We start from the raw sequence: 15,327 nt of genomic DNA on the forward strand, positions 1-15,327 counted from the left end.
TCATGGATGCTCTCTCCTCTAGTGACGTTCTGGCGAACATCACTCTGGCACATTGCGATGCCGTCGGGAGGGGGCATCCACTCCATCAGCTCTCAGTGGAAATCAACACCGTTGGCATCGACGGCGCGCCACAGCCAGTATTTCTTTCCCTTGATCGTCACCACCATCTCATCGAGCTGCCACTTGTCGGTAAACTGGCCTCGTGAGCGGCGTCGGAGCTGATTGGCGAACTTCAAGCCAAATTTCGCCGCCCATTCCGAGACGGTCTGGAATGAGACGTTGATGCCGCGCTCGGCCAACAGATCTTCGACGTCGCGTAAACTGAGCGGAAATCGGAAATACAGCCAGACCGCATGGGTGATGATCTCGGCAGGAAAGCGGTGGCGTCTGAAGTGGGCGGCAGGGAATTCGGTCACGACAATCCGAATATCAAGTCGGCTAAAACAGGCGGTTAAGGCGACGCCACCCCGGAAACTGGCTCACCTCGCGTGCTCGCTTCAACCCGTAGCCCTTGACCAAGCCGTAGACGGCGGGAATCACGATCAACGTCAGCAACGTCGATGATACCATGCCGCCGATCATCGGCACGGCGATCCGCTGCATGATTTCCGACCCCGCTCCCGTGCTCCAGAGGATAGGCACGAGACCCGCCATGATCGCCACGACGGTCATCATCTTCGGTCTAACACGCTCGACCGCCCCGATCATGATCGCCCTGTCGAGGTCTTCCTTTTCGAATGCCCTGCCCTCGGCCTTGGATTTGGCCTTCTCGTCCCTGAGCGCGTGGTCGAGATAGATCAGCATGATCACACCGGTTTCGGCCGCCACGCCTGCAAGCGCGATGAACCCGACCGCGACGGCGACGGAAGCGTTGAAGCCCAGCCACCACATCATCCAGATGCCGCCGACCAAAGCGAACGGCAGAGACAGCATGACGATCAGTGTTTCGGTCAATGCCTTAAAGTTCAGGTAGAGCAACAGGAAGATCAGCGCCAGCGTCAGCGGGACGACGATCATTAGCCGGTCCTTTGCCCGTTCCAGATATTCGAATTGCCCGCTCCATGCGACGGAATAGCCCGTGGGCATCTCGACGCTCGCCGCGACGGCTTCTTGGGCTTCGGCAACGTAGCCCCCAAGGTCGCGGTTGGCGATGTCTACGAAGATATAGACGGCGAGCTGGCCGTTCTCCGTCCTTATGGTCGTGGCACCGCGCGTGAGCTTGACTTCGGCGACCTCGCCCAACGGAACCGTGCCGCCACCGGGCAATGATACCTGGACGTCCCTCGCGATGGACTGGGGATCGCTTCGGAAAGCCCTTGGGTAACGGATGGCGACGCCGTACCGCTCTCTGCCCTCCACCGTCGAGGTCACGACCTCGGACCCCAGGGCCATTCCGATGACATCCTGGACATCGTCGATCGAAAGCCCATAGCGCCCGAGCGCCATGCGATCAGGGATGATATCGAGATAGTATCCACCGATGACGCGCTCGGCGTAGGCACTCGACGTTCCCGGCACCGCCTTGAGAACGGTCTCTATATCGCGAGCGACCTTCTCCATCTCGTTCAGGTTGGTCCCGTAGACCTTGACGCCGACGGGCGTGCGTATTCCGGTCGAAAGCATGTCGATGCGGGCGCGGATGGGCATCGTCCAGGCGTTGGAGACACCGGGAAACTGAAGTGCCGCGTCCATCTCCTGTTTCAGACTGTCAGACGTGACGCCCGGCCGCCATTCGGACTTGGGTTTCAGGGTGATGATGGTCTCAAACATTTCCGTCGGAGCCGGATCGGTTGCCGTCAACGCCCTACCCGTCTTGCCGAACACCGACTCGACCTCGGGGAAAGATTTGATGATGCGATCCTGCGTTTGCATGAGCTCCGCCGCTTTTGTCACCGAGAGGCCGGGTAGCGTTGTCGGCATGTACATCAGCGTGCCCTCGTCGAGATCAGGCATGAACTCACTCCCGATATGCTGCACGGGCCAGACGGTCACCCCGAGGATCACGATGGCTACCAGGATTGTCAGGCTCTTGGCCTTAAGGACGCCCGCGATGACCGGACGGTATATCCAGATCAGCAGTCTGTTCAGCGGATTCTTGTGTTCTGGGACAATGCGGCCGCGGACGAACAGGATCATCAGTGCCGGAACAAGTGTGATGGACAGCAGCGCTGCCGCCGCCATCGCGAAGGTCTTGGTGAAGGCGAGCGGTCCGAACAGGCGGCCCTCTTGCGATTCAAGCGTAAAAATCGGCAGGAACGACACCGTGATGATCAGCAGGCTGAAGAAAAGCGCCGGGCCGACCTCGCTTGCCGCCTCGATCAGCACTTCGGCTCGAGGCTTGTCAGGAGGCGCGCGTTCCAGATGCTTGTGGGCGTTCTCGATCATGACGATGGCCGCGTCGATCATCGCACCGATAGCGATAGCTATCCCGCCGAGGCTCATGATGTTCGCTCCCAGACCTAGCGCCCGCATGGCCATGAAGGCGATGAGAATGCCGATCGGCAGCATGATGATGGCCACGAGCGCGCTTCGGATATGCAAAAGGAAGGCGATAGTCACCAGTGCAACCACGATCGATTCCTCGATCAACGTGACTTTCAAGGTCTCGATTGCCGCTTCGATGAGTTTCGAACGATCATAGACGGGCAGGATTTCGGTACCAGCCGGAAGACTGCTCTGCACCGCCGCCAAGCTTTCCTTCGCATTTTCGATGACGGTCAGCGCATTCGCGCCGTCGCGCTGGAGGACGATTCCGCTCGCGACTTCGCCGTCTCCGTTCAGCTCTGTGATCCCGCGCCGCTCGTCCGGGACCAATTCCACTCTCGCAACGTCGGACAGACGCAGCGGAACGCCCGCACTGGTGTTCAGGACAATGCTCTCGATGTCCCTGATGCCCTGCAGGTAGCCCTTGCCACGCACCATGAACTCAAATTCGGAAAGTTCGATCGTGCGCCCGCCGACATCGCGGTTGCTGGAGCGCACGGCATCGGCGATATCCGAAAGCGAGACATTCTGGGCCCTTAGCCGGGCTGGATCAACGACGATGGAATATTGCTTGACGAAGCCGCCGACGCTGGCCACCTCCGCCACTCCCTCGGACTTGGAGACGGCGAAGCGTACTACCCAGTCCTGAAGTGAACGCAGCTCCGCGAGCGACAGCTCCTTGGCGACCAAGGCATACTGGTAGACCCAGCCCACGCCCGTGGCATCCGGGCCGAGACTTGGCGACACGCCGTCAGGCAGCCGGTTTGCGGCCGCGTTCAAGTATTCGAGCACGCGGCTGCGCGCCCAGTAGGGATCGGTTCCGTCCTCGAAGATCACATAGACGAAAGACACGCCGAAGAACGAGAACCCCCGCACGACCTTCGATTTGGGCACTGTCAGCATCGAGGTCGTCAACGGATACGTAACCTGGTCCTCGACGACCTGCGGAGCCTGGCCCGGATAGTCAGTGAAGACGATGACCTGTACGTCGGAGAGATCGGGAATGGCGTCCAGCGGAAGCGTGCGCAGCGCATAGACACCACCCGCGATGGACAGCGCCGCGCCGACGAAAATGAGGACAATGTTGCGGGCCGACCAGGCGATGACGTTGGCAATCATGGCTTCGCCTCGTCGTCAACGGTCAGGGCGCTGAGCGCGGCGTTCAGGTTGCTTTCCGCATCGAGAAGGAAGTTGGCGGACACAACCACGCGGTCACCCGAGACGACACCCTTGGTTATCTGCGTCACGTCTTCACCTCGAACACCGAGAGCGACATCGACAGGCTCGAACCTGCCCTCGCCCTTGTCGAGGAAGACGATCTGGCGATCGCCCGTGTCGATGACTGAACTGTTGGGGACCGCAACGACCGGGTTTCCCGCTCCCGCTTCAATCTCCACCTCCGCATACATGTTGGCCATCAGCTGCCCCTCGGGATTAGGAAGCTCAATCCGGATCTTTGTCGTGCGGGTCTGCATCTGCACCTCGGGATAGATGAGGTCGACCGTTCCCCGGAAGATCGTGCCGGATACGTTTCGGACGCTGACGGAAACGTTGGCACCCATACGAACGGAGCCCAGTTCGTATTCGGGGACGTCGGCGATCACCCAGACCTTCGATACGTCAGCGATGCGGAAGAGAATGTCTCCAGCCTCGGCCATCATGCCGCTGACCGCCATGCGCTCCAACACGACGCCGTCCCTTGGCGAGGTGTAGGCAATGCTTTGTGGGACCTTTCGCTCAGTCGCAATGCTGGCGATCGTCGCCGAGGGCACCCCAAGGTTCTTCAGGCGGAGAGCAGAGCCAGATTCCGGCCCGGGCTTGCCGCCATTGCGCATCTCCGTCGCATATTCGGCCCCGGCGGTGGCGATCTCCTTCGAATAGAAGTGAAAGAGATTCTCGCCCTTTGTGATCCTGTCTCCTGTCGTGACGTCCGCGACGTCTTCGACAAAGGCGTCGGCCCGCATGGAAACGATGCTGACCATGCGCTCGTCGAGTGCGACGGTTCCGGGTACTCGGATTTTCCGGCTGACGTTCATCCTTTCAGCGAGCGCGGTCTTCACCCCCGTCCGCTGGAGTTTGCCCAGCGTCACTTTGACGGTGGAACTGTCGCTGACTTCGCCGTCATAGACAGGGAGATAGTCCATCCCCATCGAATCCTTCTTCGGCACCTTGGACGTGTCGGGAAGGCCCATGGGGTTGCGGTAGTACAGGACCTTCCGTTCCGGTGTGACTGATGACGTGTCGGCCGCAGGCAGGACCGCCCCGCTCGCGCCGAGGCTGATGTCCTCGCTTGCCCGGACAGGTGTGAATGGCCGCCCGTCATCCGTGTTCGTCGGTTTGGCAGAGTATTCGGCCATACCGTCCGGGTGACGGTAGTAGATCACCGCTCCCGTTCCTTCGTGTCGCGGTTCAGCCTCGGTGGCCATCCCGGTGCCTTCAACGTATCGCCGCAGGTACGCACCGACATCGTTCTTTCCCGCCCAATAGCCTCCCCCGCCGACGATCGCGGCGAGGGAGAGCGTGACAATGATGCGCGAGGTGCTCACGGGACAGCCTTGAAGACGACTTCGCCTTTGACCGTCTCAGGCTCGCCCTGAACCTTGGCGGCGACCTGGAACCGCCATCCGCCTTCCATGGAAAGGTTTGTCATGAAGGCGTAGACGCCCGGCTCGGTGGAGGGTGAGGGTTCCACGGTGGTGGTCATCATCTCCATGCCGTCGGGAGCCATGTCCATCCGCGTTGTGAAGATGACGGCGTCGGGGACTGCCTTGCCCGTCCGCTTGTCGATCAGCCGTACCGACACGGTCGAGCCTCGTCCCTGTTTGATGTCCGTGTTCACGGCTTGGAATTCGTAGTCCTGCGCTCCGGCGAAGGAAGCGGTGGCGGTGCTGAACAGCATCGCGCCAGCGAGGAGCGCGGTCCTCGCGTTGAAGGTGGTATTTTCCATGATTCAATGTCTCATCCGGACGGGTCCGTGACCGCGTCCTCAGTCAAAATGGATCGCCGTCGGTACCGCACGGACGCAAGACCTGCGACCGCGCCGATCGACGACGTGTTCACTGACGTGGGATCAGACTCGCGGAGGACGTACTGGCGGATCGACCGGTGAGGAGGCAAGCTCCGCATGAAGGGCAATGAGGAACCGATGGGCGACCCAACCGAGATTCAACGACCAGGAATGCGGGTTAGCCACCTGGCCGACGATCACCGTCGTACACACCAAGGCCAGAGGACATGACTTGCCGCTGCAGTCGGGCTTGGCCGGCATTTCGTCAGGGCAACACGGCATGTCGCCTGACATCTCCATGCCGGACATGCCGTGCATCGCGGGTCCGGAGGCCGCCATTACGCTGTCCGCCGCCCCGATGCTCAAGGGACCGACCACAATCCCCAGCAGGGCGGTCACGAACAGCAGTCGATGAATGACCTTCATGAACCTCACCCGCATAGTCTGGCACGAAGACATCGGGGTTGGAAGAGGTCTCACGGAAAAGTGCGTTATCGACAGCGACGCACTTCGCGCCTGCTCCGGTTACGTGTCGATCTGCAGCCATGTAAGTTCACGAGACAGTCGGGATTCGGCAGGTTGCAACTTTCTCGCCTGGTTTGGATTTCACAGCTGTTATGGAGGATTGTCGTGCGCGACCAACATTTGCAGATTATCGAGGCGCTCGGAGTAGCGAAGGAATTCGACGCGTCCGCGGAAGCCGAGCGCAGAACGGCCTTCCTCGCGGATTACATGCAAGCCTCGTCGTGCGGAGCGCTCGTCCTTGGCATCAGCGGGGGAGTGGATTCGCTCACCGCGGGACTGCTTGCCCAGACTGCGGTGAACCGCCTCCGGGGCAGAGGGCATAAGGCGGAGTTCATCGCGGTCAGACTGCCTTATGGCACGCAGGCCGACGAGGCCGACGCTCAGAGAGGGCTCGCGTCCATCGGCCCCGACCGCGTAGTCACCATCGACATAAAGCCCGCAGCCGACGCGATGATGGCCGAGGTCTGCGGGGACGCAGGCGACCTGTTCGAAACCGTTCGGCTGGACTTCCACCTTGGCAACATCAAGGCGCGCCAGCGGATGATCGCCCAGTACGCGCTCGCCGGCGCGGTTCGTGGCCTGGTGATCGGGACTGACCATGCGGCGGAGGCATTGATGGGCTTCTTCACGAAATTCGGCGACGGCGCTGCGGACGTCCTGCCGCTTTCCGGACTGACCAAGCGGCGCGTGCGGGCGCTCGCCGAATATCTCGGAGCGCCGAGGGACCTGGTGTTCAAGGTGCCGACCGCCGATCTGGAGTCCGACGCTCCGCTGCGGCCCGATGAAGACGTCTACGGGGTCACGTATGATGACATCGACGACTTCCTGGAAGGAAAGCCGATCGGAGAACCCGCGTTTCAGCGCATCCTCGCGACGCACGTCGCGACGGCCCACAAGCGCGCCCTGCCACTCTCGCCGCAATGACAGGAATGGCCCTTAGGCCCCGTTACCGTGCTGACGTACCGTCGCCCACCTCGGCGGTTCCGCTTTGCGTGGTCTGCAGGACCAACAGAAGGGCCACGCCTGAAGAAATCCAGACATCGGCCGGATTGAACACGAACGGCTCCCATTCACCAAAGCGGAGGCTCAGGAAGTCAGTCACGGCGCCCCTCATGCTGCGGTCGATCAGGTTTCCGAGCGCGCCAGCCAGGATCATCGACAGGGCTGCCCGTTGCCAGCCGCGCGAACGATACGCCCATATAGCGATGACAAGTGTTATAATGCCCGTAACCCCGATCAGGACTGCTTTGCCGATTTCGCCGTCGACAGCGAACATGCTGAACGACACGCCTTTGTTGAAGGTCAGTCGCAACGGTACCAAAGGCAGAAAGTCCGTGGGGGGGCCGTAAGGTTCAAGGCTCGCCCGCGCCCACGCCTTCGCTCCCAGGTCAAGTGCCGCGCCGACCAGGACCACGGCAATTGAAGCAACCGCCCTCATCTGTCCCTCGCCGCAGAGAGGTCCTGTCTTGCGTCCCGGATGATCGACCACGCCGATTGAAGGAAGAGGCCTGCAACTGCGAACGCGACCACGAGGTCAGGCCATTGTGTTCCCGTCCACCAGACCAAGCCCGCGGCGGCCACGACCGCGAGATTGCCGATCGCGTCGTTTCGCGAAAACAACCACACCGCCCGCATGTTCGCGTCGCCCTTGCGGTGCGGGATGAGCACCACGGCCGCCAGAACGTTGACGACGAAGGCGACAAGCGCGAAGCCGCCCATGAGCACGGATTCCGGCTGATGCTCGATAAACACCCTGTAGATGGTGGACGCGACGACGCCAAGTCCGAGCAGGCCGAGGAAAACACCCTGTAGAAGAGCCGCCTTGGCGCGAGCGGCGAGGCCCCATCCGACCGCGACCAGCCCCAGGAATGAGATCATGCCGTCCCCCAGGAAGTCGAGGGCGTCCGCCTGTAGCGCCTGGGAGCCGGCGAGGAAGCTTCCGACGATCTCAACGACACCGTAGCCAACGTTCAGCAGCACGACGATCCAGAGCGCCCTCTTATATGCCGGGGTGACATGCGACAGGTCCGGAATCCTGTCGTCGTCATCGCCGTCTGCCGTGTCGCTGGATGGGCCGATGCGGTCAAGCTGATAACCCAGACCCGTGATGGCGCTTTCCAGCAGAGGCAGGCGGTTCGCCGGCTCGTCAACTTGCAGTGTCATAATCTGCGATGCGATCGATACCTTCACGTCGGCCACGCCTTCGACCTTGCGCGCGGCCCCCTCGATCTTGGCGGCGCAGGAGGAACAATCCATCCCCGTCACCTGATAGCGGATCGTGTCGGTTGCAGCTGCTGCCATTTCGTCGGTCCTCGATATTCGAATTCGACCATGGTACTACCTGTAGTGACTACAGGAGCAAGACGAAAAATGCAGATCGGCGACTTATCCGAGAAATCGGGCGTGAACATAGAGACTATTCGCTATTACGAGCGCATCGGGGTCCTCCCAATCCCAGCCAGGATGTCCAACGGCCGTCGCACCTATGGCGAAGCAGACGCGCAACGACTGTGCTTTATCCGGAATGCCCGGGAACTTGGTTTCGATCTGGCATCGGTGCGCGTTCTTCTGGCTCTCCAGGAACAACCGGAAGCATCGTGTGAGGATGCAAGCCGCATCGCCCAAAGCCAACTCGACGCCGTGGAAGATCGTATCGCCCGTCTTACGAACCTGAAAACGGAACTGCGGCGGATGATAGCCGAATGCCGTCTCGGTCAGGTGGCCGATTGCCGGATCATCGACGCCATGGCGGGAGGAAGACCCTGAGGCTGACATCAAAACTGTGTTGGCAGACTTCAACCGACAGTTCCGGCGGACGAGGCCCGGCAAGTGGATGTTGCCCAGCGTCTCGGTGTCGCGCAGCCGACTGTCGCAAAGCGTCGGCCAGTGTTTTAAGCGGCCCGTCATTGTTGTTGGAACTGGACATTGAGGAGCACGGCCTTCGAGGAGAAACTCACGCAATCTCGGTACCAGACGCAGTCGCACAAAGACAGGCCGTCGGCGTGGTTGGGCTGCTTGCGTGGCTCAACTGAGGATCAGGCTCGCCATTTGCAGCTCAACCGGCTGATCGGCACATCAAATCTTCAACGCCTCGACAATAACCTTGAAGGCTGGCGAGTTCTGCCGTCTGCCGGGATAGAACAGATAAGCATGGACGGCTGTTGGCATCGAACGCCTTGAAGGGATACGAACCATCGCCCCTATTATCACCAGAGCCTACCGACCATCTCGTCCAAACACTTGGACAAGTCTCGCACCAAATCGGAAGGAGTGCGGGCCTATTGTGGCCGGCCGCCAATTAATCAAAGGAATCCTACACCTGTGCGACGATCTCTGTCTTCAGAATCGTCTCGACCGCCGCATAAAGATCAACCGCGGCACCAGGCGCGCGAATGGTCACGATCAGCGAATAGCGCGCCTTCTCGTTGTATCGGTCCAGATACGGCTTTTCCTTCCACCAACCGCCAACTGGATAAATACCGATGGCGTCACGCTCGGCAAGATCAGCCGCCGTTCCCCGCCAGAAATCCGAATGCAGCGATCCGCTGTCGCGGAATGTACCCAATAACCAGCTTTCGCCGACGTTGACGGGTGTACCTTCTTCCTCGTTTCGGGCAGCCTGGTTGATGCGGGCACGGAACTCGTCGACGGATTCCGTGGCTGTTTTCATCTGGAAGCGCAATCCGTGAGAAGCGTATCTGTGACGCCTAGTCCAGCCTCGCTCGCCGGGGTTCGGCTCGATGAAATAGGACAGCGTGACCCGGACCTCGACAGGCTCAGCGCCCAAGGCCAGCAGATTGTCCTTCGGCCAAGGAAGCAGATGAAGCTTCATATCTCTCATTTTGACTGATCCGCTCCCTTCTCGCTGGAAGGGTCGAATGTCGTCCTCGATCATCAAAGTCAGATCGTTATTGGCGGAAAGCAGCGCTCTGCCGAGATTTGGCACGCCGTAACCGTAGCGGCGCAAAATCGATTGCAATTGCGTTTTGTTGCCGTGGCAGGCCGTGACGCGGGCGGCCATCGCAGGTGTCCATTCGGCAGAATGAACCAATAAAGCACGGACAGTCTCGGGCCAGAGCCCCGGCCGGCTGACCATGATCTCTGCCGCGAGCTTGGCAGCTTGCGCGGTTGCGGAACTGGTGTCGCCAATCGTAGAGAAGTAGCGGTTTTCGGGCCGGAAGTGCGTCGTCAGAATGCGCAGGTCATCAATCGGCTCACCAGGATTGACGCCGTCATGCGCCAGGTTCCCGCCCTCCATGACGATGTCCGGCTTGACCGGCCACTGACGATCCCAGGTGACGGAGGTCCTGCTCGCCGGAGACAGTTCTCCAGCGGGCGCGATCGGGGCGTAGCCGGCAAAAGGCGCATCGATAACGTCAACTTTGTTGGTGAAAGCCCCGACGGTGATTGCGTTCCAAGCTTGCGCTGGATCATCTAGCGGTTCGATATCGTTGCGAACCAGGTGATCCGCAGGGCTTAAGTCAACCCGTATGTTTCCAGCAGCTATCAGGATCAACCGCTGCGCATCCGTCTCGAAGCAGAGTTGGTCGATCGAAGCAGACCAGGATGAGGCTCGCCCCCGCGAAGGAGCCGTGCTTGTTATAGCAGTCGCTACGACCCGACTTCTGTGCGGCGCCTGAATCTCGGCTCGAGCAATCGCCTCACCGGTAATCGCGCCGTAGAGATCAGGTCGGTTTTCATCCGCGTCGCCAGGTGGCAGAATTCTAACACTTTCCAGCCGATATTGCAGTTCGACAGCGTCCTCAGAAGCAAGCGGATCAATCAGATCGTTATAAAGTGCTACTCCGGCCATTCGCGTGCCGTGACCCTGCCAAGCTGGCGTGTCGTCGGCGCCCCAAGCCGGATTGATCGTATGCCAATCATCGATCGACAACACCGGCTCGATCAAAGGATGAGTGCGGCGGACCCCGCTGTCCAAAAGGCATATAGCAACGTCACCGGCAGTCTGCGAGACCTGAACGCGACCAGCGAGATCGTCTGTCCAAGCTCTTTGTTCTGCACCTCCAAGACCTTTGAAAAACGCTGGCGTATCTTTTGCCCGGCGCAACTCAGCGATGGTATCGCTGCGAGCAACGACGCGATCCATGGTCACGGTGCTTGCCAACGCCAAGACGACTTCGCGCTCGGGGAACCGGATGGCGTGCTGGCGCAGCTCTATTTCCAAAGCGGCCGCTATGGCTTCAAACTTCTCACGCCTGCCTTCGCGCAACCAGATTTCCCACCACACCGCGAGTTGCTGGTCGGGTGGAAACAGCGCTGCGTCATCCGTGAAGAGAGAACGCGCGGATGCCAGCTGTGCGGTTTCGATCCTTGAAATTAGAGGCTCATTTCGAGGACGCCCTTTGTCGGTGTCCGTCGATCGATACTGCTCAATCTTGTTTAGGAAGTAGTTTTTTGCACGCTCGGGCACAAATACCGAGGCCTTGACGATACCGCCGTCGCCTTCCGGCTCGCGGACTGCGACAACCTCCATTTTTTGTTGTCTGTTCGCGAGCTGGTCGATTGCGGCCCCCTCGGAGGCAGGAAGATCGAACTCGAGATAGAAACCGCGCGTCTCAAAGGCTGTTACCCCGGTTTCGGCAAGCTGCTGCTCTGCCGCCGCGACAGCTCCTCCGACTGCCAACGCCAGCGCCTGGGCATGAGCCTGCCTATTGCGTTGAGGTAGCGCCGGTGGGTCAATTTTCCGGTTTGGACGCCGGTATGGCTCTGCCGCGCCGTTATCTCTCAGCAGGAAATGCGGGCGATCGCGTGGTCCGGTTGCCATTATGGCCTGTTGCTCGCATCCATAGCTTGGGCAGCCAAGCGGCGCTCGGCAAGCGCGTCAAATATGCTTGCAGCAGTGACCGTGCCCGAATTATCCAGAATGACGGACTTGGCGGCGTCGTCAGCCACACGAGTAATATCTGCCGGCGAAAGGCCGTGTGCCGCGTTCGCGACATCTACCCACGACAGTTCGGGTGTTGCGAAGCGATCAAGCCTGTTACGAAGGATCGCTTCGATGAGTGACACATCCGGAAGCGTGTATTCGATAACGTCGTCGAAACGACGCAAAAGCGCCCGGTCCAGTAGTTCGGGATGGTTCGTCGCAGCGACGATTAAGGCCTGGCTTTCATCCTGTTCTACGAATTGAAGGAAGGAATTGAGCACACGCCGGATTTCTCCGACGTCCTGCCGGTCTCCCCTCTTCGCTCCGATCGCATCAAACTCATCAAAGAGATACACGCCGCGGGTCGCGGTCATGGCATCGAAAACCAAGCGCAACTTCGACGCGGTCTCGCCCATAAACTTTGTGATGAGGCCGTCCAAGAGAATGGTGAACAAGGGAAGATGCAGTTCTCCCGCCAAGGCGCTCGCCGTCATCGTCTTGCCGGCGCCCGGCGGACCGACGAGCAAGATCTTGCGGCGCGGCTGAAGTCCGTGGCTTTGGAGGCTCGCCTGCTGCCGCTGCTCGGCTAAAATACGATCGAGACGTTGGCGAAGGGGTTGTGCCAGAACCATGTCTGTTAGGCGGATGTCGGGGTAACGGGCACTCAGCAGACCGGCGAGTTCACCCTTCGGCTGCACAAGTACGATCGCCCCGCCCGCCCGGCGCATGCTCGGCTGGCGCGTCTTTGCTGTATCAACGAGATCTTTAACCTCCTGCGCCAGCTTACCATGCCCCTGCCGCGCCTCATGGGCGGCCAACTGGAGAGCCGTCGACAGGAAACGGTCCTCATCGCCGGCGATGTGGCTTTTCAGAAGAGTCACAATGTGGCGAGCGGTGGTCATCGTAATCTGCCGTTTCGTTCTGCTTTTGGACTATCAGCTGCAGCGCAATTTGCAACGCAATTCCCCCAAGGTTAACAACCAATCCCTTACTATACCGTTCCGCGGAACTAAGTGACGGTCTAGCGGCCCCGCCCCGAAGTTAGCATAACCTTTTTATGTCTGCCGGTCAGAACTCATAAAATCCCCCACGCCCGAAACCTTCCCCTGCCCGTCATCTCGCGAAGACCGAGCTCCTGCACGATGCGCCTCGCTCCTTGAGGCGTGACCTCAAGCGTCTTCGCCACCATCCCGGCCGAGATCAACGGCCGCGCCATGACCAACTCGACCAGCTCCGGCAGCCTGGACGACGTTCGCCGTCCCTCCAGCTTGCGCGTCATCATCTGCCGCGCCAGCACCAACCGGTCATGCTCCTTGAGCCCCGTCTCGGCGGAGATTGTCAGCGCCCTTGCTATCGCCAGCAACCGCGTCTCACGGTCACGATGCCGGCGCCGCTCGACCGGAATGGCCTTGAGCCCGAGATTGATCGCTGCGTGATGACCGCCAGTGGTAACGCCGCCCTCGCGCAGGACCGAGGCGGCGAGCAAACGCCCGAGCCAAGGCGCATGCTGGAGGACAGCGATCTGGTTCCAGGCATCCAGCGCCACGATTGCCTGCAGGACCGGCGGCAAGTCCTGGGCACGCGCGAGCACGGCCCGCCACTCCTCCAGCCGCTCGTCCTCATCCCAGTCGAGGTCATAAACGAACGGATCCTTTTCCGGAGCGTTTTTGGCGCTCCCCGGCTTCTTCGCCTCTTCGATCGCGACCCCGGATCGGGCGAGTACTGCATCGATCGCTGCAAACGCATCACCCAGACCATCAATCTCGGGATCTTCCGCATCCCCTATCTCGGCCGGAGCGTCGCTCACCTCAACACTGCCATCCCGCACCCCCTCCCTGTCTCCACCCAATGATGCTCCGGCCCACGACCGGCCGCGGAGGAAGGCGAGGCCTTGATCAGAGAGGGCCCAGGCGGGGGGATGGGCGGCGATGCGACGGCGAGTTTTCAGGATGTCGCGGGCAATGGTGAGTTCATGGGTGGGAGCACGGATATCCCGGAGCGCGTCATGCAGGACGAGGTCTTCGAGATGAACGAGTTCACCGTCGACCCAGAGCGAGGCATGCGCGTCGAGGAAATGCGACCGCTCGAGAAAGCCCTCGCCGACGGGGGAGCGGGCAATGCGCTCGTCGAGACGGGCAAGAGCAACAGCGGCCTCGGAGATCGGCCGCAGCAGGCTGTGGATGGGCAATTTGGCGAGATCGTAAGACATTGAATTTATGGTAAATGATTTGTTAAGCGAAAGCTATATCCGCAATAGCGTTCTGTACTCCTCACAGCTATGCCAATGGTCTATGACCTCCGATAAGTAACCCTTATCGGAGGTGAAACGTACATTACATTTGTACACTTTCGATTCCGATGATAAGATGCCGCCAAATGCGCAAAACCGGAGCCAACAATGCCTCAGACGCACTACAAGATCAGCGAGGCGCGCAGGAACTTCGCTGAGGTCCTCGATCGCGCCAATCAGGGCGAAGAGATCATCATCATGCGCGGTAATGAGATCTATGCCCGTATTGGTCCGGCAGATCCCGCTGGCAAGAGACCCTTCGGTCTCCTGGCGAACCGGGGTCTTCCGGACGACCTGTTCGACGATCATGATCCTGAGCAGGCCGCAATCGATGCCGGCGACTGGAACGACGACGTCGGAGTCTTCCAAGGTGAAATGGCCAACGCAGGCAAGCGCTCGTGAAGCTTCTTCTCGACAGCCATGCAGTTTATTGGTGGACGATCGGGAGCGCGCGACTTTCACCACATGCACGCTCCCTGATCGAGGACAAGAGCAACGCTATTCTCGTCAGCGCCGTCTCCTTCTATGAACTCGACAACAAGATGCGGCTGAAGAAGCTTGATCTCAAGCCGCAGGAGCTGCGTGCTGCTATCACCTCCAGCGGCTTCCAGACACTGGCCATCAGTGATTTGCATGCCGAACTTGCGGCAGCCTTCGACTGGGAGCACCGGGACCCATGGGACCGGATCCTCGCTGCGCAGACACGGCTCGAGCATTGCGCACTGATCTCGACGGACGTGGTGTTTGATGCCGTGCTTCAGGAGAGGGTCTGGTGAGGAGAAAGCTGTGAGAATTCTCGTTGACGTAACGGAAGCGGCAGAGCGGCTCGAGGAACTGATTGAGCTCGCATTGCGTGGCGATGAGATCGTAATCTGCCGAGACGAGAGAGCGGTCGCGATGCTCAAGCCGATCGCTGAGAAGACCGATCCTTTCGAGAAGTTCCTTGCTCTGGCAGAGCAGGGTCGCCAAAATGTACCGCCTGGCACAACTTCCGACCATTCCGATTTTTATGATGAACACGGCCTGCCCAAATGAGTGCGGTTGATCGCCGCGTCCAGGATCTCGACACCATTGCCGCAGTCCTGCCGATGGAGCGCCGTGACGAACTGGCTGAGCTTCTGACCGACCAGGATG

14 protein-coding genes and 1 pseudogene are annotated in these 15,327 nt (G+C 60.2%); 5 read left to right on the forward strand and 10 right to left on the reverse strand.

Translation table 11 applies throughout. The annotated features are described in order from the left end of the window. Positions 1–107: 107 nt before the first annotated feature. From CRO48_RS30470 to CRO48_RS30490, 5 genes and pseudogenes are all read right to left on the reverse strand, one after another. Positions 108–416 (reverse strand): annotated as a pseudogene (locus CRO48_RS30470) (IS6 family transposase); the annotation flags it as partial. A 22-nt stretch (positions 417–438) separates the two neighbouring features. Further along, on the reverse strand, positions 439–3,603 hold the full coding sequence (locus CRO48_RS30475; RefSeq protein ID WP_097143398.1) for an efflux RND transporter permease subunit: 3,165 nt from the start codon (positions 3,601–3,603) through the stop codon (positions 439–441). Next, the gene (locus CRO48_RS30480; protein WP_080843342.1) at positions 3,600–5,030 is read right to left on the reverse strand and encodes an efflux RND transporter periplasmic adaptor subunit; all 1,431 of its coding nucleotides are present in this window, start codon (positions 5,028–5,030) and stop codon (positions 3,600–3,602) included. Before CRO48_RS30480 ends, CRO48_RS30475 begins: the two co-directional genes overlap by 4 nt. Further along, positions 5,027–5,431, reverse strand: a complete 405-nt coding sequence (locus CRO48_RS30485) for a FixH family protein (protein WP_097143399.1) — start codon at positions 5,429–5,431, stop codon at positions 5,027–5,029. The genes CRO48_RS30480 and CRO48_RS30485 overlap by 4 nt, the downstream gene beginning before the upstream one ends. A gap of 123 nt (positions 5,432–5,554) precedes the next feature. Continuing rightward, positions 5,555–5,917 (reverse strand): hypothetical protein, encoded by a 363-nt coding sequence (locus CRO48_RS30490; RefSeq protein ID WP_245423722.1) that lies wholly within the window; start codon positions 5,915–5,917, stop codon positions 5,555–5,557. A 204-nt stretch (positions 5,918–6,121) separates the two neighbouring features. Between CRO48_RS30490 and nadE the strand changes: the two genes are divergently transcribed. Further along, a complete protein-coding gene (nadE, locus tag CRO48_RS30495) occupies positions 6,122–6,940 on the forward strand; it encodes an ammonia-dependent NAD(+) synthetase (protein WP_230175143.1) in 819 nt (272 codons plus the stop codon). A gap of 22 nt (positions 6,941–6,962) precedes the next feature. Here the strand turns inward: nadE and lspA are convergent, their stop codons facing one another. Further along, positions 6,963–7,454, reverse strand: coding sequence for a signal peptidase II (gene lspA / locus CRO48_RS30500; RefSeq protein WP_080843345.1), 492 nt, complete (start codon positions 7,452–7,454; stop codon positions 6,963–6,965). Beyond that, complete coding sequence (locus CRO48_RS30505; RefSeq protein WP_225341519.1) at positions 7,451–8,317, reverse strand: cation diffusion facilitator family transporter; 867 nt, start codon at positions 8,315–8,317, stop codon at positions 7,451–7,453. Before CRO48_RS30505 ends, lspA begins: the two co-directional genes overlap by 4 nt. A gap of 69 nt (positions 8,318–8,386) precedes the next feature. Between CRO48_RS30505 and CRO48_RS30510 the strand changes: the two genes are divergently transcribed. Beyond that, positions 8,387–8,782 (forward strand): MerR family transcriptional regulator, encoded by a 396-nt coding sequence (locus tag CRO48_RS30510; RefSeq protein ID WP_097143401.1) that lies wholly within the window; start codon positions 8,387–8,389, stop codon positions 8,780–8,782. Positions 8,783–9,329: 547 nt separating this feature from the next. Here the strand turns inward: CRO48_RS30510 and CRO48_RS30515 are convergent. From CRO48_RS30515 to CRO48_RS30525, 3 genes are all read right to left on the reverse strand, one after another. Continuing rightward, positions 9,330–11,801 carry a S8 family peptidase gene (locus CRO48_RS30515; RefSeq protein WP_097143402.1) on the reverse strand — a complete coding sequence of 824 codons (2,472 nt, stop codon included), beginning with the start codon at positions 11,799–11,801 and terminating at the stop codon, positions 9,330–9,332. Next, the gene (locus CRO48_RS30520; RefSeq protein WP_097143403.1) at positions 11,801–12,805 is read right to left on the reverse strand and encodes an AAA family ATPase; all 1,005 of its coding nucleotides are present in this window, start codon (positions 12,803–12,805) and stop codon (positions 11,801–11,803) included. The genes CRO48_RS30515 and CRO48_RS30520 overlap by 1 nt, the downstream gene beginning before the upstream one ends. A gap of 173 nt (positions 12,806–12,978) precedes the next feature. Then, entirely contained in the window at positions 12,979–14,112 is a 1,134-nt protein-coding gene (locus tag CRO48_RS30525; RefSeq protein ID WP_097143404.1) for an RHE_PE00001 family protein, read from the reverse strand. A gap of 189 nt (positions 14,113–14,301) precedes the next feature. Here CRO48_RS30525 and CRO48_RS30530 point away from each other — a divergent pair, with 189 nt between their 5' ends. Genes CRO48_RS30530 through CRO48_RS30540 form a run of 3 tightly spaced genes read left to right on the forward strand, consistent with a single transcriptional unit; the run spans position 14,302 to position 15,228 of the window. Further along, complete coding sequence (locus CRO48_RS30530; protein ID WP_097143405.1) at positions 14,302–14,595, forward strand: type II toxin-antitoxin system Phd/YefM family antitoxin; 294 nt, start codon at positions 14,302–14,304, stop codon at positions 14,593–14,595. Next, entirely contained in the window at positions 14,592–14,969 is a 378-nt protein-coding gene (locus tag CRO48_RS30535; protein ID WP_097143406.1) for a type II toxin-antitoxin system VapC family toxin, read from the forward strand. Before CRO48_RS30530 ends, CRO48_RS30535 begins: the two co-directional genes overlap by 4 nt. 10 nt (positions 14,970–14,979) lie before the next feature. Beyond that, complete coding sequence (locus CRO48_RS30540) at positions 14,980–15,228, forward strand: type II toxin-antitoxin system Phd/YefM family antitoxin (protein WP_176526959.1); 249 nt, start codon at positions 14,980–14,982, stop codon at positions 15,226–15,228. The last annotated feature ends 99 nt before the right edge of the window (positions 15,229–15,327 follow it).

The sequence above is a fragment of the Rhizobium subbaraonis genome, assembly GCF_900220975.1.
In the GTDB taxonomy this organism is placed as follows: Bacteria; Pseudomonadota; Alphaproteobacteria; order Rhizobiales; family Rhizobiaceae; genus Mycoplana; species Mycoplana subbaraonis.

Excerpts from the sequence above, each read along its gene's own strand:
- CRO48_RS30530 (WP_097143405.1), top strand. The coding sequence starts at position 14,302 with ATGCCTCAGACGCACTACAAGATCAGCGAGGCGCGCAGGAACTTCGCT.
- lspA (WP_080843345.1), bottom strand. The coding sequence starts at position 7,454 with ATGAGGGCGGTTGCTTCAATTGCCGTGGTCCTGGTCGGCGCGGCACTT.
- CRO48_RS30475 (WP_097143398.1), bottom strand. The coding sequence starts at position 3,603 with ATGATTGCCAACGTCATCGCCTGGTCGGCCCGCAACATTGTCCTCATT.
- CRO48_RS30525 (WP_097143404.1), bottom strand. The coding sequence starts at position 14,112 with ATGTCTTACGATCTCGCCAAATTGCCCATCCACAGCCTGCTGCGGCCG.
- CRO48_RS30490 (WP_245423722.1), bottom strand. The coding sequence starts at position 5,917 with ATGAAGGTCATTCATCGACTGCTGTTCGTGACCGCCCTGCTGGGGATT.
- CRO48_RS30505 (WP_225341519.1), bottom strand. The coding sequence starts at position 8,317 with ATGGCAGCAGCTGCAACCGACACGATCCGCTATCAGGTGACGGGGATG.
- CRO48_RS30510 (WP_097143401.1), top strand. The coding sequence starts at position 8,387 with ATGCAGATCGGCGACTTATCCGAGAAATCGGGCGTGAACATAGAGACT.
- CRO48_RS30520 (WP_097143403.1), bottom strand. The coding sequence starts at position 12,805 with ATGACCACCGCTCGCCACATTGTGACTCTTCTGAAAAGCCACATCGCC.
- CRO48_RS30515 (WP_097143402.1), bottom strand. The coding sequence starts at position 11,801 with ATGGCAACCGGACCACGCGATCGCCCGCATTTCCTGCTGAGAGATAAC.
- CRO48_RS30485 (WP_097143399.1), bottom strand. The coding sequence starts at position 5,431 with ATGGAAAATACCACCTTCAACGCGAGGACCGCGCTCCTCGCTGGCGCG.